At 31.5% G+C, this 19086-nt stretch carries 16 protein-coding genes, 3 rRNA genes and 4 pseudogenes; 10 read left to right on the top strand and 13 right to left on the bottom strand.

Annotated elements, in window-relative coordinates:
* Positions 1 to 17: 17 nt before the first annotated feature.
* Genes nusA through infB form a run of 4 tightly spaced genes read left to right on the top strand, consistent with a single transcriptional unit; the run spans position 18 to position 3913 of the window.
* Positions 18 to 1433 (top strand): transcription termination factor NusA, encoded by a 1416-nt coding sequence (nusA, locus tag AAHM76_RS00465; protein ID WP_342256194.1) that lies wholly within the window; start codon positions 18 to 20, stop codon positions 1431 to 1433.
* 19 nt (positions 1434 to 1452) lie between these two features.
* A complete protein-coding gene (gene rnpM / locus AAHM76_RS00460; RefSeq protein WP_342256193.1) occupies positions 1453 to 1728 on the top strand; it encodes an RNase P modulator RnpM in 276 nt (91 codons plus the stop codon).
* Between the two features lie 2 nt (positions 1729 to 1730).
* Positions 1731 to 2036, top strand: a complete 306-nt coding sequence (locus tag AAHM76_RS00455; protein ID WP_342256192.1) for a 50S ribosomal protein L7ae-like protein — start codon at positions 1731 to 1733, stop codon at positions 2034 to 2036.
* A gap of 23 nt (positions 2037 to 2059) precedes the next feature.
* Positions 2060 to 3913, top strand: coding sequence for a translation initiation factor IF-2 (infB, locus tag AAHM76_RS00450; protein WP_342256191.1), 1854 nt, complete (start codon positions 2060 to 2062; stop codon positions 3911 to 3913).
* 278 nt (positions 3914 to 4191) lie between these two features.
* Here the strand turns inward: infB and AAHM76_RS00445 are convergent, their stop codons facing one another.
* Both AAHM76_RS00445 and AAHM76_RS00440 read right to left on the bottom strand, forming a co-directional pair.
* Positions 4192 to 4932, bottom strand: coding sequence for an IS3 family transposase (locus tag AAHM76_RS00445; protein WP_342256190.1), 741 nt, complete (start codon positions 4930 to 4932; stop codon positions 4192 to 4194).
* Positions 4933 to 5076: 144 nt separating this feature from the next.
* A complete protein-coding gene (locus AAHM76_RS00440; protein ID WP_342256189.1) occupies positions 5077 to 5307 on the bottom strand; it encodes a hypothetical protein in 231 nt (76 codons plus the stop codon).
* A 232-nt stretch (positions 5308 to 5539) separates the two neighbouring features.
* Between AAHM76_RS00440 and AAHM76_RS00435 the strand changes: the two genes are divergently transcribed.
* Positions 5540 to 5683, top strand: a complete 144-nt coding sequence (locus AAHM76_RS00435; protein WP_342256188.1) for a hypothetical protein — start codon at positions 5540 to 5542, stop codon at positions 5681 to 5683.
* Positions 5684 to 5831: 148 nt separating this feature from the next.
* Here the strand turns inward: AAHM76_RS00435 and AAHM76_RS00430 are convergent.
* Positions 5832 to 6095 (bottom strand): annotated as a pseudogene (locus AAHM76_RS00430) (transposase); the annotation flags it as partial.
* Between the two features lie 86 nt (positions 6096 to 6181).
* On the opposite strand from AAHM76_RS00430, the gene AAHM76_RS00425 reads away from it, so the two are divergent.
* A protein-coding gene (locus AAHM76_RS00425; RefSeq protein ID WP_342256187.1) for an IS3 family transposase occupies positions 6182 to 7296 on the top strand; the annotation gives its coding sequence in 2 pieces (ribosomal slippage) (positions 6182 to 6425 and positions 6425 to 7296; 1116 coding nt in all).
* Here the strand turns inward: AAHM76_RS00425 and AAHM76_RS00420 are convergent.
* Entirely contained in the window at positions 7258 to 7779 is a 522-nt protein-coding gene (locus tag AAHM76_RS00420) for a hypothetical protein (protein WP_342256186.1), read from the bottom strand. The two genes, AAHM76_RS00425 and AAHM76_RS00420, sit on opposite strands and share 39 nt — an antisense overlap.
* Positions 7780 to 7919: 140 nt before the next feature.
* Positions 7920 to 8147, bottom strand: coding sequence for a hypothetical protein (locus AAHM76_RS00415; protein WP_342256185.1), 228 nt, complete (start codon positions 8145 to 8147; stop codon positions 7920 to 7922).
* 210 nt (positions 8148 to 8357) lie between these two features.
* On the opposite strand from AAHM76_RS00415, the gene AAHM76_RS00410 reads away from it, so the two are divergent.
* The 3 genes and pseudogenes from AAHM76_RS00410 to AAHM76_RS00400 form a co-directional block, all read left to right on the top strand.
* Positions 8358 to 8675 carry an IS1/IS1595 family N-terminal zinc-binding domain-containing protein gene (locus tag AAHM76_RS00410; protein ID WP_342256184.1) on the top strand — a complete coding sequence of 106 codons (318 nt, stop codon included), beginning with the start codon at positions 8358 to 8360 and terminating at the stop codon, positions 8673 to 8675.
* Between the two features lie 21 nt (positions 8676 to 8696).
* A complete protein-coding gene (locus tag AAHM76_RS00405) occupies positions 8697 to 9323 on the top strand; it encodes a transposase (protein ID WP_342256183.1) in 627 nt (208 codons plus the stop codon).
* A 102-nt stretch (positions 9324 to 9425) separates the two neighbouring features.
* Positions 9426 to 9728 (top strand): annotated as a pseudogene (locus AAHM76_RS00400) (transposase); the annotation flags it as partial.
* 35 nt (positions 9729 to 9763) lie between these two features.
* On the opposite strand, the gene AAHM76_RS00395 reads toward AAHM76_RS00400, so the two are convergent.
* Positions 9764 to 10192 carry an IS3 family transposase gene (locus tag AAHM76_RS00395; protein ID WP_342256182.1) on the bottom strand — a complete coding sequence of 143 codons (429 nt, stop codon included), beginning with the start codon at positions 10190 to 10192 and terminating at the stop codon, positions 9764 to 9766.
* A complete protein-coding gene (locus AAHM76_RS00390) occupies positions 10170 to 10526 on the bottom strand; it encodes an IS3 family transposase (RefSeq protein ID WP_342256181.1) in 357 nt (118 codons plus the stop codon). Before AAHM76_RS00390 ends, AAHM76_RS00395 begins: the two co-directional genes overlap by 23 nt.
* 393 nt (positions 10527 to 10919) lie before the next feature.
* Here AAHM76_RS00390 and AAHM76_RS00385 point away from each other — a divergent pair.
* Positions 10920 to 12031 (top strand): annotated as a pseudogene (locus tag AAHM76_RS00385) (IS3 family transposase).
* 204 nt (positions 12032 to 12235) lie between these two features.
* On the opposite strand, the gene rrf reads toward AAHM76_RS00385, so the two are convergent.
* The 6 genes and pseudogenes from rrf to AAHM76_RS08240 all read right to left on the bottom strand — a co-directional run.
* Positions 12236 to 12342, bottom strand: a 5S ribosomal RNA gene (gene rrf / locus AAHM76_RS00380).
* A 72-nt stretch (positions 12343 to 12414) separates the two neighbouring features.
* Positions 12415 to 15325: ribosomal RNA gene (locus AAHM76_RS00375) — 23S ribosomal RNA — on the bottom strand.
* Between the two features lie 272 nt (positions 15326 to 15597).
* Positions 15598 to 17116 (bottom strand): 16S ribosomal RNA (locus AAHM76_RS00370).
* Together the 16S, 23S and 5S rRNA genes form the textbook arrangement of a ribosomal RNA operon.
* A gap of 458 nt (positions 17117 to 17574) precedes the next feature.
* A complete protein-coding gene (locus AAHM76_RS00365) occupies positions 17575 to 17898 on the bottom strand; it encodes a single-stranded DNA-binding protein (protein ID WP_342256180.1) in 324 nt (107 codons plus the stop codon).
* Positions 17899 to 17998: 100 nt separating this feature from the next.
* Positions 17999 to 18553 carry a tRNA (cytidine(34)-2'-O)-methyltransferase gene (locus AAHM76_RS08245; RefSeq protein ID WP_425289441.1) on the bottom strand — a complete coding sequence of 185 codons (555 nt, stop codon included), beginning with the start codon at positions 18551 to 18553 and terminating at the stop codon, positions 17999 to 18001.
* 51 nt (positions 18554 to 18604) lie between these two features.
* Positions 18605 to 19057, bottom strand: a pseudogene (locus AAHM76_RS08240) (non-canonical purine NTP pyrophosphatase); the annotation flags it as partial.
* Positions 19058 to 19086 lie beyond the last annotated feature (29 nt).

Below are 19086 nucleotides of genomic sequence, written 5' to 3'. Positions count from 1 at the left end.
AAGGAACGTTATATAGCATGATTGATGGTGCAAAATTATTGGCAACAATTTATGAAATTGTTAGTGAAAAACAAATTAGCCGTGATTTAATTTTAGATTCAATTAAAGAAGGAATTAGGAAGGCTTATGAAAAACATTTTGATCCAGAAGCAACAATTATTGTTGATATTGATCAAAAAACAGGACAAATTAAAGTTGAAAAAGAATTAACTGTTGTTAAAAAAGTAGAAGATGATTTATTAGAAATTGGTTTAAATGAAGCCAAAGAAAAATATGGTGAACAAATTACAATTGATGATAAAGTTTATGAACCAGTTAATTCAGAAGAATTTTCACGATTAGCAATTTTCCAAGTTGGTCAAATTATTAAACAACAAATTAAAGAAGCAGAAAAAGATTCAATTTTTGATGAATATATTATCCAAAAAGGACACTTAATGACAGGTGTTGTTATTGCTGCTGAAGAAAAATACTTATTAGTTGAAGTCGAACGAACATTTGCTTATATTCCTCGAAAAAATTTGATCTTTTCTGACCATTTTGAAGTTGGACAACCAATTACTTTTATAGCAGAAGATGTTGTTAAATCAAAAAATGCAGGACAAATTACTGGTTCACGAACAAGCAATGATTTTTTATATCGTTTATTAGAACGTGAGATTCCAGAAATTTTTGAGCAAGTAATTGAAGTAAAAGCAATTGCTCGTGATCCCGGGCGGCGTAGTAAGATTGCTGTTTATAGTACAAATGAAAATATTGCTCCAATTGGTGCTTGTGTTGGTAGAAAGGGCAGTCGAATTAATAAAGTAACAGCTGAATTACAAGATGAAAAAATTGATATTTGTATTTATAATGATAATAGTCAACAATTTATTATTAACTCATTATCACCAGTAAAAGTAATTTCAATTACAACTAATGATGAAGGAAAAGAAGCTGATGTTGTTGTTCCCGATGAGCAATTATCATTAGCAATTGGAAAAGGCGGAAGTGCCGCAAAATTAGTTGCAAAGTTAACAAAATGAAAACTAAACATTATGAGTTATAGTGAAGCGTTAACGAAAAAAGTTGAAATTTTATGAAATGGAAATTTAATAGCTGATGAACTTAGTGCATTACAAGTTAAATTAAAAGATAAAATTAAACCAAAAGCCACTATTGAAACAAATATTGTTGATATAACAGCCGGTTTACGAGTTGAAGAATTTGAAATTATTGAAGAACAAATGGCTGAAGAAACAATGATTTTAGATGAAGAAAATTATCATGTTGATGATTTAACAGAATCAACTCCTAAAGTATTAGAAAATGAAATTCAAGAAATTGAAGACAATATTTCTTATTTTGAGAGTGAACAATTTGAAAATCAAGATGATGATGACGATGAAATTAATTATGACGACTATGATGATTATTATGATCAAGATAAATAATTAATTAGGAGGGATATCGATGAAAAATCATAAAAAAATTCCCTTACGAAAATGTGTTGTTTCACAACAAATGTTACCAAAAAAAGAATTGGTACGAATTGTTAAGACACCAAACGGGGAAATTATTATTGATGCAACCGGTAAGGCCAATGGTCGCGGTGCTTATTTACGACCAACATTAGAGATTTATGAAAAAGCAAAAAAGAGTCACGCGTTAGAACGTGCTTTAAAAACAAAGTTAACCGATCAATTTTACGAAATGTTATATTGTGAAATTAGCGAAGGTTGAGATTAACAATGTTAGATCAAAAAGGATATAGTTATCTTGGCCTAGCCAAACGAGGGGGTAAACTAATCACGGGGGCTTGTTTGTTAACTGCCATTCAGCAAAAAACTGTTTATTTAGTATTAACTAGCGGCGATATTGGTGCTACGCAAGCAAAAAAATATCAACAAAAATGTTTTTATTATAAGATCTCTTATTTTAGTTGCCTTGATTTCAATTTAACCCAACAAGCTTTAGGAACAAATAATGTTAAAATGATTGGTATTAGTAACCAACATCTTGCCCAACTGTTGCTGACATTATTAAATAATTCTTAAAATTCAAAAAGGAGGAGGGACAGATGAGTAGTCAAAATAACAAACAAAATAAAAAAACATTAGCTAAGAAACAACGAAATCGGATTCAATCACAATTAAAAACGGTTGAAGCACATGTTACCGAAGGAGTTTTTGTTTATGATGAGGCATTAACCATTGCTGAGTTTGCACAAAAAATTAATAAACCCGTTAGTGAAATTATTAAATACTTTTTTAGTAAGGGGATAATGTTAAATCAAAATACTTTTTTAACTGAAGATCATTTGGGAGAGTTATGTTTAGAGTTCGGGTTAGATTTTAAACGCGAAAAATCAGTAACGCATGAAAACTTAATTGAAAGTTTTGAAGTTAATGATGAGCCTGCTTCGTTAGAAAAACGTCCACCAATTGTCACAATTATGGGCCATGTTGATCATGGGAAAACAACACTATTAGATACCATTCGTAATACTAATGTTGTAAGTACAGAACATGGGGGAATTACACAACATATTGGTGCTTATCAAATTAAAACAAAACATGGTGAAAAGATTATCTTTGTTGATACTCCTGGACATGAAGCTTTTACACAAATGCGCGCACGGGGGAGTGCAGTAACAGATATTGTTGTACTAGTTGTTGCGGCTGATGATGGTGTAATGTCGCAAACTAAAGAAGCCATTGATCATGCCAAAGCAGCTGGCGTACCAATTATTGTTTTTGTTAATAAAATGGATAAAGTTGGAGCAAATTTAGATAATATTTTAATGCAATTATCACAAGAAGAATTAACTCCAGAAGAATGAGGAGGGACAACTCCTTATGTTAAAGGAAGTGCTAAACAAAAACAAGGAATTGATGAATTATTAGATACAATTTTATTAATGGCTGATTTAATGGAATTAAAAGCAAATCCAAATCGTTTTGCGTTAGGAACAGTGCTTGAATCACACTTAAATCGTGGTTTGGGGCCAGTTGCAACACTATTGGTGCAATCAGGAACATTGAATATTAAAGATGCCTTAGTTGTTGGTTATACTTTTGGTTATGTTCGTGATTTATCTGATGAGAGTGGTAAAAAAATTAAATCAGCAGGTCCATCAACTCCAGTTATGATTCATGGTTTAAATGAAATACCAAATGCTGGTGACCGTTTTATGGTTTTTCGAGATGAAAAATTAGCACGTGAAATTGCTTTAAAACGAAAAACAATTGATACAATGAATAAACGTTATAAAAATCAAAATTTTTCGTTAGAAAGTTTATCAGCACAAATTAAAGATGGACAATTAAAACAAATTAATATTATTTTAAAAGCTGATACTCAAGGAACAGTTGAAGCGGTAAAAGCAAGTTTATTAAAAATTAATATTCCAGGCGTAAGAATTAATGTTTTGCGAGCAACTGTTGGGGCAATTTCTGAAAGTGATGTAACATTAGGTATAGCTAGTCAAGCATTTATTATTGGTTTTAATGTTCGTCCAACTGCCCATGTTCGGAAAAAAGCTGAAGATGAAGGTGTCGCAATTCGTTTGCATACAATTATTTATAAATTAACTGAAGAAATAGTTGCCGCAGCGGAAGGAATGTTAGATCCAGAAATGGTTGAAGAAGTGTTAGGCCAAGCGGAGGTGCGTCAAATTTTCCATCATTCTGATATTGGAACTATTGCTGGCTGTTATGTTACTGATGGTATTATTCCACGAAAATCACGAGTTCGAGTTTTACGTGATGGGGTCATTGTCTATAGTGGTGAATTAGCATCATTAAAACATGTTAAAGATGATATTAAAGAAGCCAAAACAGGGGCTGAATGTGGGTTAACAATTAAAAACTATAATGATTTAAAAGAGCAAGATGTTATTGAAGCTTATACTGATAAAGCCGTTACAAAGTAATGGTTTTTTTGGTTTTTTTATGTTATTTTTGGTTGTTTTTGGTTAAAAATAAGATATAATTACAATTGGTCAGAAGATGTTAAAAAAATTACGATGAGAAAAAATTTTAATTAACTAACACAACTCAGTATCACAAAAACCCAATAAATATTGGGAGTCAAAAAATAAAAACCCCATAAAATAAGGCTTTTAGAGCAGTAATTTTCAGACATTTTTAATTAAAAAAAAGATAGTAATAGAGTGCACCCATTTTAGTAAGTACTAATAAAAAGTATTTACTATTTTTTAATTATATCTTTTTCTTTACGATTTGAATATCATGTATTTCATTTTATAACATCTTGTATATATTCTTCATGTGAATTATATATTTTATTATGGATTGTAGCTTTCTTAAGTAATGAATGAAAACTTTCTATAACAATATTATCTGCACAGTGGTATTTTTTCCCCATTGAAATTATAATACCGTTAGATAAACATTTATCGTGATAAATAGTGTATGTATATTGATATCCGTGATCTGAGTGAATTATTATTCCATTCAGATCTTTTTTTATTAATTTTATTTTATTAATTGCATCATTTAAATTATCTATTACTAATTTATTGTCATTATATTTAGATCACTTTACATCAACTATTTCTTTAGTATATCCATCAATAATTGTTGATTGATAATATCTTTCTCCTTTTCAAATTAAATATGTTACATCAGTATATAGTACTGAAAACCTTGTTTTTATATCATTGAATTTACGTTTAATTAAATCAGGATATTGCAATAAGCTTTTTTCTTTATTCTGTTTATACTTTATTTTTCTTCTCATTTTTCTTACATATTCAGGTTGTATTTGATTATCACGCATAATTCTTAAAACTTTTTTTGAATTATATTTTATACCATAATCTTCTTTTAAATATTTAGTAATTATTCGATAACCAAATTGTTTTAAATTTTCTTCATAGACTTTTACAATATCATTTATTGCTTTTTTTATCTTTTTTGCTACTGTCATAATTTTTATATTTATTTCAATAACTACGTTTTAACCCTGTTACTTCTAGTAATAATTTTATTGAATATTCACGACAATTTTGTTTAATAAAAGAGACTATTCTTAGTTTGCTTAATTGTAAAAGTCATGGAGCTTTTTTAATAATTAATACCTTGTTTTATAATATTCTAAATTTCTTTTGCCAAAAGAAATTTTAGGTCCTTTAGGATTGTTTAATTTTCCTTTTTTATGATTTGTTCATCAAGATTCTACTGTATTTGCATTTATATTATATTGTTTTGCTACTATTAAACAACTTTTTTGTTTAATTTCCTCAATGATTTTTGTTCTAAATTCTGATGTATATTTGTTATATTTTTGTCCTTTTTTTGCCATATAAAAATGCACCCCCTATAAAAATTTAACAAAATCTTTTTTTATTTTACTTACTTTTTGGGGTGCAGTCTTTAAATTTTATTTGCAAAATTAAAAAAGATATATTACAATCAGATTAAATTTCAAATATAAACACTTAATTATATTGAAAGTTTCAAACTTTTTATAGTTTCACAGACAAAAACTTTTAAATGTAATTTAGTTTTTTTTATTTGAAAGGATTTTATAAAAAATGAATAATGTTTTTATTTATGATAATTTAAAGATTAATAGTCATAATATATTTATGAATAAATTAAATTATGATAAAAAAGAATATTATCTTAAAAAATTATTTTATGGTAATTATGTTAAAAATATTGTTTTACCATTATAAATAATTAATAATGCCCCTCGTAATAAAGATGGTATTAAAAATACTTGGAAAAATGATAAAAAGTCATTAAATAGTCGTATTCGTACACAAGGAAATTGTATTCGTAAAGCATATCATAATGGAATGGCAACACTTTTTAGGACACTTTTTATATAGACATTTGTTTTCTAAAAGTAACTGGAGATAAATAATTTAAACTGCCATGAATTCGAATATTGTTATATCAATGCACAAAATCAAAAAGTTCGTATTTTAGTTGTGTTAAATTTTTAAATTTTTTACCCTTAATAAATTCAGTTTTAAAAGTTTTGTAAGTTGTTTCAGCCACAGCATTATCATAAGGGCAGCCTTTATTGCTTAATGATATTTTAATATTAAAAGTTATTAAAATTTCATCAATGATTTTATTTTTAACTCTGGATAGGCTACAATTATTAGGACCATAATTATATATACTTCAAAATTAGATAAAATTATTAAGAAAGAAGGAATATAAAAATGGGAAATAAAACTTCATACTCTGAAGAATTTAAAAAACAAATTGTCATGCTATATAAAAATGGTAAAAGTGTTATTAATCTAGGGCAAGAATATAATTTACCAAAACCAACTATTTATAGTTGAGTTAAAAATTATAATAATTCTGGTTCATTTAAATCAAAAGACAATCGCACACTAGAAGAAAATGAAATAATAACTTTACGAAAAGAACTTAAAGACTTGAAAATGGAAAATGACATTTTAAAGCAAGCCGCACTGATAATGGCCAAAAAATAACAATAATTAATAACAACAAAACAAAATATTCAGTAAGAAAAATATGTAAGATTTTGGGTTTATCAAAATCAACGTATTATTATCAAACTAATAAATGTATTAACAAGCAAGTTAATAATTATGAACAAGAAATTATCAGTGCCTTTAATAAAAGTCGCAAAATTTATGGGGCTCGCAAAATTAAAGTTATTTTAAACAGAAAAGATATCATCTTATCGCGGCGAAAAATCAGATTCTTTATGATCAAAAATAATTTGGTTTCTAAATACACCAAATTAAAATATCATAATCATAAAACAACAGTCAATAATAACCAAATTAATAATATTTTAAATCGTCAATTTAACAACAAAAAACCTAATGAAGTTATTGTTAGTGATTTAATAACATATGTTCAAGTTGGCGCTAAATGACATTATATTTGTTTATTAATTGACTTGTTTAATCGTGAAATAATTGGTTATAGTGCTGGGCCGAATAAAACATCCGAACTGGTCCAACAAGCTTTTCATAAAATAACACGACCATTAAATCAAATAACTCTATTTCATACTGATCGTGGTAATGAGTTTAAAAATAAAATCATTGATGAAATTTTAATAACTTTTAATATTAAAAGATCATTAAGCAATAAAGGCTGCCCTTATGATAATGCTGTGGCTGAAACAACTTACAAAATTTTTAAAACTGAATTTATTAAGGGTAAAAAATTTAAAAATTTAACACAATTAAAATACGAACTTTTTGATTTTGTGCATTGATATAACAATATTCGAATTCATGGCAGTTTAAATTATTTATCTCCAGTTACTTTTAGAAAACAAATGTCTATATAAAAAGTGTCCTAAAAAGTGTTGCCATTCCAAAGAATTAAAAGTAAATTGGTTAGAATATGTTTTATGAAAATATGTTGTTACTGTGCTATGTTGTTTTGCTATGTTATCTCATTCTTGAAATGTCCAAGATAATTCTTTAACTGAGATAGGATTATCTAAATTATATTGTTCGTTATTATTTTCATCCGTGTATTTTTCGTAAGAAACCTTTAAACTTTTAGAACGAAACATTGAAACTCTTAAATTATTATATCTTTTATCCAGTTCTTTATCAGTTAAGATTTCTTTTTCTTCGGCATGGATCATTTCATCTGTTCATGCAGATATAATACCACTGTCTTTCCCAACTTTGCCCATAATTTTATTCCCATTAGGATAGCCATCAAAAGCAATCCGAACACCACTAGGAAAAACAAATTTCCCCACCTTCTTTAATATTTTTAGGTCAAAACCCCCAATGCCATTTTCATTGTCAGGTCCCAAATCAACCCCATATTTATCATATAAATAATTACATACATTAATTGTATCGCCAAATGTAGTATCTTCGTGTGTGTTGGCATATCTTCGTAAAATATTGGATGAAGCATCAGTAAAATTGCGAGCAAAAAATAATTTTTCCGCTAGGTGATTTCATGTTTTGTTTGTGCCTCTTCCGACCGAAACAAACTTAAAAAAACAGGGTGAAGTAAAATATTAAAATATCGAGCATAACAATAACCAACAAAGTCTTTAAATACTTCTCAATCAAAACCAAAATTATAGTCACTAAAATTTAAGTCATATTTTTTATTTAAATGTTCATAACTAGTAATTCGTTTTTTGTTATTAATTTTAATAAATTCTTTCATATTTATTAACTTCTTTATTTTATATATAATACATTATAAGAAAAAATGAAAGGAATTTGTATAAAAATGAGAAAATTTAAACATTTAATATTTGATGAACGAGATTTATTTAAGGATTTATTGTTATACTTTAATTTTGTATAAAACTCTTGATATTTATAAAATATACCTAAAATTAGGTATATTCTTAATATAAGAGGTGAATAATTAATGGAAAAAATAATTGAAGAATTAATAAATAGTTTAACAGATGATCAATTTTTAGAATTTCATGAAAAAGTCAAAAAAGAAGCAGAATTAATTAAAAAACAAAAACGCTTAAATGAAATTGATCAAAAATTTAGGGATAAAGGTATTAAATATCCTAATTGTCAATCTTTTTATTGTGTTAAAAATGGTCATAATCCTGAAGGAAAACAAAAATATTTATGTAAAAAATGTCGTGCTAGTTTTGATGCTTTTCGTGATCATTTTACGTATTGAAGTCATTTAAATTATGAACAGTGAAATTTATTGATTCAAATTTAATTATTAGGCCAATCTAGTAAAATGATTTCCCACTTTATTAAAACATCACCGAAAACCGCTTGATATAAATATAATCGCCAAAAAATAATGAAATCAAAACAATTAGAAAACACCCAATTAAAATTTAAAACGTTAAATGGCCAAATTCAAATCGATGAAACATTTATTAAAGAAATCCACAAAGGTAATTTTAAAGATAAATTTGATAAAAGAAAAATTCATCTTGATTCATTTTCAACCAACACTAAATGTTGTATTCAAATGGATGTTGATAGCAATAATAATATTTATGTTAAATCAACCAACACAAAATGATTACAAAAACAGTGAATTATTGAAAATATTAATAAACAATTAATCAAAGAAAATTCAATTATTATTTCTGACATACAACCATTATATTTATTAGTAGCAAAACAAACAAATTCTATTTTATTAGCAACTAAAACTAGTACAAATCCTGATGCTAGTTATCGGAAGTTAAATAAAATTAGTAAATTACAATCAAATCTTAAAGAATCCTTAATTCATTATCATGGCTTAGGTTTCACGAACATTCAAAATTATTTAAATCTCTGAAAATGAAAATACCAGCATAAAGGTTTAACGCCAAACCAACAATCATCGGTATTATATTTTAACGTATAAAAAAGTTAAATAACAATATTAAAAGTTTATATAATTTTCTTTTAAAGTTATCATATTGATTATTTTTTTTATTTAATCAAGAGTTTTCTACAAAATTAAAATAATAATTTAATTGGGAAAATTAAAGGAATAATAACAGACCGCGGGAAATAATTTAGTAAGTGGAGAGAAATGGAAATATTTGCTAAAACACAAGTTTATTTTTGTGATCCTGGTAAACCGCAACAAAAACCATTAATTGAACATATGAATGGCGAATTTAGATATTGACTTCCTAAGGAAACTGATTTTAATAATGTTAGTCAAAAAATGATAGATTGAGTAGTTAATGTTATAAATGATAAACTCCGACCGTGTTTAAATTGAATAAGTGCAAAAGCAATGTTTTTACAAAATATTAAATAAATTTATTGGAATGGCAAGGGTTTTTTGGACAAATTTTATGTAGAATAATAATTTATGTATTGCACTGGTGTTAAATAATTTAGTTTGCTATGAATTCGAATATTATTGTACCAATTAATGTAATCAAATAATTCTAATTTAAACTGCTCAACGTTTTTAAATTTATTATTTTTAATAAATTCAGTTTTAAAAATTTTGTATGTTGATTCCGCAACAGCATTGTCATAAGGACAACCTGGTTTACTGTAATATTTTTGAATCCCATTTTTAACTAACAGGTTATAAATAAGATTATTATTGAATTCACTGCCTTGATCAGTGTGAAATATTTTAATATTGCTTAATGAAAATTGAAGTTTATTAAAGCTGCTTTCAACTAATTTGGCATTTTTTTGTAAACTAACATCATAACCAATAATTTCTCGATTAAATAAATCAATATTATTTGTTACTAATAAAAACATAGATTAAATCACTGACAACAACTTCATGTAGTTTATAACTATCAAAATATTGATTTAACAAATTGTTATATTTATATGTAACATCAGTTGTATTTGAATGTTTGTATTTAATTTTTGTATAATTTGAAATTAAGTTATATTTTTTCATTATGTTGCTGATTTTTACACGAGATAACATGATATTTTGCTGAGCTAATATAAATTTAATTTTGCGTGTTCCATAATTTTTACGACTTTTTAGAAAAATACTGATAACAGCATTATCAATGTTTTGAGTATTCTTGGGATTATTTGCTTTTAATTGATAGTAATATGTTGATCTAGCAAATTTCAATGTTTTACATAAATTAATAATTGGATATTTTGCTTTGTTATTTTTAATGATTGCTATTTTTTGCCGATTATCAGTGTTGCTTGCTTTAAAATGTCATTTTCCATTTCTAATTGTTTAACTTTTTTACGTAATTGAATTAATTCGTTTTCTTCTGGCGTTATATTGTATTTAGCTTTAAATGAGCCCGAGTTGCTAAATTGGTGAGCTCATTTCCAAACAGTAGATTTACCAATTTGATAATCATTGACTAATTGTTCAGGAGTTTGACCTATTTTGTAAAGACCAACAATTTGTTGCTTAAATTCATCAGTATGGATAGGCTACAATTATTAGGACCATAATTATATAGACTTAAAAATTAGATAAAATTATTAAGAAAGAAGGAATATAAAAATGGGAAATAAAACTTCATACTCTGAAGAATTTAAAAAACAAATTATCATGCTATATAAAAATGGTAAAAGTGTTATTAATCTAGGGCAAGAATATAATTTACCAAAACCAACTATTTATAGTTGAGTTAAAAATTATAATAATTCTGGTTCATTTAAAGCAAAAGACAATCGCACACTAGAAGAAAATGAAATAATAACTTTACGAAAAGAACTTAAAGACTTGAAAATGGAAAATGACATTTTAAAGCAAGCCGCACTGATAATGGCCAAAAAATAACAATAATTAATAACAACAAAACAAAATATTCAGTAAGAAAAATATGTAAGATTTTAGGTTTATCAAAATCAACGTATTATTATCAAACTAATAAATGCATTAACAAGCAAGTTAATAATTATGAACAAGAAATTATCAGTGCCTTTAATAAAAGCCGCAAAATTTATGGGGCTCGCAAAATTAAAGTTATTTTAAACAGAAAAGATATCATCTTATCGCGGCGAAAAATAAGATTCTTTATGATCAAAAATAATTTGGTTTCTAAATACACCAAATTAAAATATCATAATCATAAAACAACAGTCAATAATGACCAAATTAATAATATTTTAAATCGTCAATTTAACAACAAAAAACCTAATGAAGTTATTGTTAGTGATTTAACATATGTTCAAGTTGGCACTAAATGACATTATATTTGTTTATTAATTGACTTGTTTAATCGTGAAATAATTGGTTATAGTTCTGGGCCGAATAAAACAGCCGAACTGGTCTAACAAGCTTTTCATAAAATAACACGACCATTAAATCAAATAACTCTATTTCATACTGATCGTGGTAATGAGTTTAAAAATAAAATCATTGATGAAATTTTAATAACTTTTAATATTAAAAGATCATTAAGCAATAAAGGCTGCCCTTATGATAATGCTGTGGCTGAAACAACTTACAAAACTTTTAAAACTGAATTTATTAAGGGTAAAAAATTTAAAAATTTAACACAATTAAAATACGAACTTTTTGATTTTGTGCATTGATATAACAATATTTGAATTCATGGCAGTTTAAATTATTTATCTCCAGTTACTTTTAGAAAACAAATGTCTATATAAAAAGTGTCCTAAAAAGTGTTGCCATTCCAGTATAATGATTCTTTGCCATAATTACACCTCCATTGTAGTTTAATTATAAATATTTACTCTACATTATTGTTGTCCAATTTATCTTAACCCATCCAGATGATTTTTTTTATTTCATCAAGAGTTTTCTACAAAATTAAAATAAAAATATTAAAAAAATGTCAAAACATTTTCTCAACCTGGCACTGCCCTATTTTCACCTTGCGGCTATTGTCGGCGTAATAGTGCTTAACTTCCGTGTTCGGGATGGGAACGGGTGTGTCCACTATGCCATAAGCACCAGATTATATCTGAGGGAAATTATACGCTCAAAACTAGATAATAAACTGTCTAAAATTTGTAAATAAGCTATCGCTTTTTTGAAGTCCTCGACCTATTAGTATTGGTTAGCTGAACACGTCGCCGTGCTTACACATCCAACCTATCAACCTTGTCGTCTTCAAGGGGTCTTACTCCATAAAGGATGGGAAATCTCATCTTAAAGTATGCTTCTCGCTTAGATGCCTTCAGCGATTATCATTTCCACACATAGCTACCCAGCTGTGCCACTGGCGTGACAACTGGAGCACCAGAGGTGTGTCCATCCCGGTCCTCTCGTACTAGGGACAGATCTCTTCAAATTTCCTACGCCCACAACAGATAGGGACCAAACTGTCTCACGACGTTCTGAACCCAGCTCGCGTACCGCTTTAATGGGCGAACAGCCCAACCCTTGGAACCAACTTCAGCTCCAGGATGCGATGAGCCGACATCGAGGTGCCAAACCTCCCCGTCGATGTGAACTCTTGGGGGAGATCAGCCTGTTATCCCCAGGGTAACTTTTATCCGTTGAGCGACGGCCCTTCCACACGGGACCGCCGGATCACTAAGCCCAGCTTTCGCTCCTGTTCGACTTGTAAGTCTCACAGTCAAGCACCCTTCTACCTTTGCGCTCTATGTATGATTTCCGACCATACTGAGGGTACCTTTGGGCGCCTCCGTTACATTTTAGGAGGCGACCGCCCCAGTCAAACTACCCACCTGACACTGTCTCTGATCTGGCTTACAGATCTAGGTTAGGATTCCGACATAACAAGGGTGGTATTTCAAGGATGACTCCACAACAACTAGCGTTACTGCTTCAAAGTCTCCCACCTATCCTATACATGCTATATCAAAACCCAATATCAAGCTATAGTAAAGCTCCATGGGGTCTTTCCGTCTAGTTGCGGGTAACCTGCATCTTCACAGGTACTAAAATTTCACCGAGTCTGCAGCCGAGACAGCGAAGGGATCATTACGCCTTTCGTGCGGGTCAGAACTTACCTGACAAGGAATTTCGCTACCTTAGGACCGTTATAGTTACGGCCGCCGTTCACTGGGGCTTCGGTTCAAAGCTTCGCTAATGCTAACTAATCCCCTTAACCTTCCAGCACTGGGCAGGCGTCACCCTCTATACGTCGTCTTACGACTTTGCAGAGAGCTGTGTTTTTGCTAAACAGTTGTCCCTTCCTCTTCACTGCGGCTCATAGTAATATGAGCACCCCTTCTCGCTAACTTACGGGGTTATTTTGCAGAGTTCCTTAGCTACAGTTATCTCGCTTGCCTTAGGATTCTCTCCTTGACCACGTGTGTTCGTTCTAGGTACAGGCACCATATAAATAGTACTAGAAGCTTTTCTTGGAAGCATGGAGTCATATACTTCGCTACTAGGCGAACCGTTCGCTTCCCATCACACTTCAAGGTTATGCAAGGCGGATTTGCCAACCTTACCCTCTTTGTGCTTAGCCCGGAATCCAATAACCGGAATATACTATCCTTCTCCGTCACTCCATCGCTCTATATGGTGGTACAGGAATATCAACCTGTTGTCCATCGACTACGCCTTTCGGCCTCGCCTTAGGTCCTGACTAACCCTGGGTGGACGAACCTTGCCCAGGAAACCTTGGTCAAACGGCATGAGGGATTCTTACCCTCAAACGTTACTCATGCCGGCATTCTCACTTCTAACCAGTCCAGCAGTCCTCACGGTCTACCTTCATCCCTGTTAGAACGCTCCCCTACCGCCCTGTATATAAATACAAAACCCATAGCTTCGGTATTATGCTTAGCCCCGGTACATTTTCGGCGCAAAATTACTCGACTAGTGAGCTGTTACGCACTCTTTAAAGGGTGGCTGCTTCTAAGCCAACCTCCTAGCTGTCTAAGCGACTTCACATCCTTACACACTTAGCATAAATTTTGGGACCTTAGCTGATGATCTGGGCTGTTTCCCTTACGTGCATGGACCTTATCACCCATGTACTGACTGCCGAGTATACAAAATTGGCATTCGGAGTTTAATTGCATTCAGTACCCCTAGGTGGGGCCATCATACATTTAGTGCTCTACCTCCAACTTGCTAACCTCGACGCTAGCCCTAAAGCTATATCGGGGAGAACCAGCTATCTCCAGGTTCGATTGGAATTTCACCCCTAGCCACAAGTCATCCGCGGTCTTTTCAACGAACGTCGGTTCGGTCCTCCATTAAGTTTTACCTCAACTTCAACCTGCTCATGGCTAGATCACCTGGTTTCGGGTCTATGACAACATACTAAACGCCCTATTAAGGCTCGCTTTCACTACGGCTCCGTATTTTCTACTTAACCTTGCATGCTATCATAACTCGCCGGCTCATTCTACAAAAGGCACGCCGTCACCCATTAACGGGCTCCGACTTCTTGTAGGCATATGGTTTCAGGTACTCTTTCACTCCCCTCCCGGGGTGCTTTTCACCTTTCCCTCACGGTACTGGTTCACTATCGGTGAATAGGTAGTATTTAGCCTTACGCGGTGGTCCGCGTTGATTCCGACAAGATTCCACGTGTCTCGCCGTACTCAGGATACCATTTCGAGTCTTGTCTATTTCGTATACGGGGCTATCACCCTCTGTGGCATGGTTTCCCAACAATTTCTACTATAAACAAGTTTTGTAACTCTACTATTATGGTCCTACAACCCCAGATAAATCTGGTTTGGGCTGTTCCCCGTTCGCTCGCCGCTACTAAGAGAATCGCTTTCGCTTTTTTTTCCTCTAGGTACTAAGATGTTTCAATTCCCTAGGTATACCTTCACTATAACTATTTATTCATTATAGGATGATGAGAGATTAATCTCACCGGGTTTCCCCATTCGGACATGTCCGGATCAAAGCTTACTTCCAGCTCCCCGAACCTTATCGCAGGTAGTCGCGCCCTTCATCGTCTCCTATTCCCAAGGCATTCACCATACGCCCTTTGTAACTTCAAAGTTTTATAAATTATTTGACATGATTTTAAATCAGTTTTTGAGAATTATTTACAAATATAACTGTGAAATTTTAGTTATTTTTAAAAAATAACAGAAATTTTGAATTATTGTTATTTTAATCACTTGATTAAAATAACTAGATGTCTATTATCCAGTTTTCAAAGAACAATTCCAATAACATTTATTTGCTATTGTCAGAGAAACTAATCTCTGAAAACTAAACATAACGGTCATTAAAACTAGTTAATTACTATAAAGTATTAACTCCATAGAAAGGAGGTGATCCATCCGCACGTTCTCGTACGGATACCTTGTTACGACTTCACCCTAATCATCAATCCTACCTTGGGCGGCTTCCTCCTTGCGGTTAGAATACTGACTTCTGGTATTATCAACTCTCATGGTGTGACGGGCGGTGTGTACAAGACCCGAGAACGTATTCACCGCGACATTGCTGATTCGCGATTACTAGCGATTCCGGCTTCATGAGGGCGAGTTGCAGCCCTCAATCCGAATGAGATCGGCTTTTTCAGATTAGCTTCCTCTTACGAGATCGCAACTGTTTGTACCGACCATTGTAGCACGTGTGTAGCCCAAGACATAAGGGGCATGCTGATTTGACGTCATCCCCACCTTCCTCTAGCTTACGCTAGCAGTCCCGTTAGAGTATCTCAACTTAATGGAGTAACTAACGGCAAGGGTTGCGCTCGTTACTGGACTTAACCAAACACCTCACGGCACGAGCTGACGACAACCATGCACCACCTGTCTCAATGTTAACCTCCACTGTATTTCTACAGCTTTGCACTGGATGTCAAGCCTTGGTAAGGTTCTTCGCGTTGCTTCGAATTAAACCACATGCTCCACCGCTTGTGCGGGTCCCCGTCAATTCCTTTGAGTTTCACTCTTGCGAGCATACTACTCAGGCGGAGTACTTAATGCGTTAGCTGCAGCACCGAACTTAGTCCGACACTTAGTACTCATCGTTTACGGCGTAGACTACTAGGGTATCTAATCCTATTTGCTCCCTACGCTTTCGTGCCTAAACGTCAGTGATAGGCCAGTCGACCGCCTTCGCCACTGGTGTTCCTCCATATATCTACGCATTTCACCGCTACACATGGAATTCCATCGACCTCTCCTACACTCTAGCTTAACAGTTTTCAAGGCGAACTGGAGTTGAGCTCCAGGATTTGACCCCAAACTTGTTAAACCGTCTGCGCACGCTTTACGCCCAATAAATCCGGATAACGCTTGCCACCTATGTATTACCGCGGCTGCTGGCACATAGTTAGCCGTGGCTTTCTGGTAAGGTACCGTCAAATAAGTATCATTTCCTATACTTACTATTCTTCCCTTACAACAGACCTTTACAATCCGAAGACCGTCTTCAGTCACGCGGCATTGCTTCATCAGGCTTTCGCCCATTGTGAAAAATTCCCTACTGCTGCCTCCCGTAGGAGTTCGGGCCGTGTCTCAGTCCCGATGTGGCCGATCAACCTCTCAGTTCGGCTACGTATCATTGTCTTGGTAGGCCATTACCCAACCAACTAACTAATACGCCGCATCCTCATCCATTAGTGATCCAAACGGATCTTTTAACATTCTCTGATGTCAGAAAATGTCGTATGCGGTATTAGCAGTCGTTTCCAACTGTTATCCCCCGCTAATGGGTAGATTAGATACGTGTTACTCACCCGTTCGCCACTGGGTGCAAGCACCCCGTTCGACTTGCATGTATTAGGCATGCCGCCAGCGTTCATCCTGAGCCAGGATCAAACTCTCATTAAAAAAATATCGTTTTTGTTTCTAGCTTTAATGACGGATATTCATTGATTAAATGATTATCTTTTGTTGTTATGTTTAGCTTTCAAAGATCGTTATTGTGTCAGCAAAACACCTTACAAGTCATACAAAATTATGCGTTTATTGTCAATAACTTTTGACTTTTTTTCATATTTTTAGTATTGTTTTTGATAATGTAAGTAAGTATTTTATTTATAATTAAGTAATAAATTACTATTAACTGACACCTTTATAAGTATATAAAATCCTCTTTTTTTTTGCAAGTGTTTTTAGCAAAAATATTAATTTTTTTTATAAAAAAATAATTACTTAAAAAAGCATTATTTTAACCTCTTTTTCTTGAAATTATTGTTTTGTTTGGTGTTAAATTTTAATTTATTTATATAAAAACCCGCTTCAAAAGAAATGGCTAATTGGTATTAAGTTAATAATATTAAGTAATGTTAGTTAAAACTGCTTAAATACGTAACGCGGTCAGCAATTATATCGTTATAATAATTTTCTTCATCAAAATTATTGGAACGAAATGATTTAATTCACCCTTTAACGGCAATAATTGCTTTATCACGTAAAATAATATCTAAATCATCAATATTATTTGTTCATACTTTAGCATTAACTAAATCACTATCATAGTTACCATCTTTATTTTTAAAAGGGCGCTGAATCTTTAGCGAAAATTTCATTATTTTTCGTCCTGCTTCTTTTTTATCATAAATAATTTCATAAGTTCCTTCTACTTGACGAACCAATATTACTTGATTCATTCTTTATCATCCTTTCTAAAAACAATAAATATAACTCAATACTAAAAGAATTATAAAAAACTTTTTTCAAAAGTAAGAAAAAAATTCACAAAAAGCATTGTTATTTTTGTTTTAAAAAATCAGCCCCTTTTTGAGTTTCAACTTTTGATAAGCCAGGATAATCTCATTGCCGCATAATTTCATAACCAACAATCCCAACTGTATTAGCAACATTTAAACTACGGACTTTTTCTGACATTGGAATACGAAAAGTTCGTGATAAATGTTCTTTCAAAATTGTTGTTGGAATACCAGTTGATTCACGACCAAATAAAATAAAAACTTTTTCTTCCTTCGTAAAATCAATTGCACTATGTGGTTGTTGTGCATAACGAGTCGCACAATATAATTTAAGAATTGGATTTAATTGTGAAAAATGATTTCAATTATTATATGTTTCATAATCAGCAAACTCAACATAATTTGCACTACTACGAGCAATAAATCGTTCATCAAAAATAAATCCAAATGGTTCAATTAAATGTAACTTAGCATTAATTGCAACACAAGTTCGCATAATGGCTCCAACATTTTGTGCAATTTCTGGTTCAAATAAAATAATGTTAATTTTTTTGTTGTCTTCATCTTTTCCTCCTAATCATCATTTTTTAAACATTTGAAAAGCCTTTGAACGATGCGAATACTTATTTTTCTCTCCTACAGTTAATTCAGCATAAGTTTGACCAATTTCTGGTAAGAAAAAAATTTCATCATAACCAAAAACATTATTACCAACTGGTTTTTCAGTAATAAGACCTTTTGTTATTCCTCAAAAATACCTTGTTTCGTTTGTACTTGGATTAATATAACATAAAACACAAACTGCTTGTGCATCACGTTCTTCTAGTGAGCGACATTTTTCAATTAATAAATTATTAATAATATTATTATCAGTAATTGGTTCTGCTCAACGGCGAGTATTAACACCAGGAAAATTTCCTAAACCAATAATTTCTAATCCAGAATCATCCGCTAATACTGGCTTATTTAACATTTTGCTTAAATAATCAGCTTTTAAAAATGCATTTTCTTCAAAGGTTGTTCATGTTTCAGGAATTTCAGGCACAGGTAATGTTAAATCTAATAATGATTTAACAATTATATTAATACCTTCAAACATTTCTTTAAATTCTCGTACTTTGTTCTTAT

This window comes from Spiroplasma endosymbiont of Poecilobothrus nobilitatus, from assembly GCF_964030655.1.
Classification (GTDB): Bacteria; Bacillota_I; Bacilli_A; order Mycoplasmatales; family Mycoplasmataceae; genus Spiroplasma.
The sequence above is the reverse complement of the archived record's forward strand: the minus strand, read 5'-3'. Positions and strand labels throughout refer to the sequence as shown.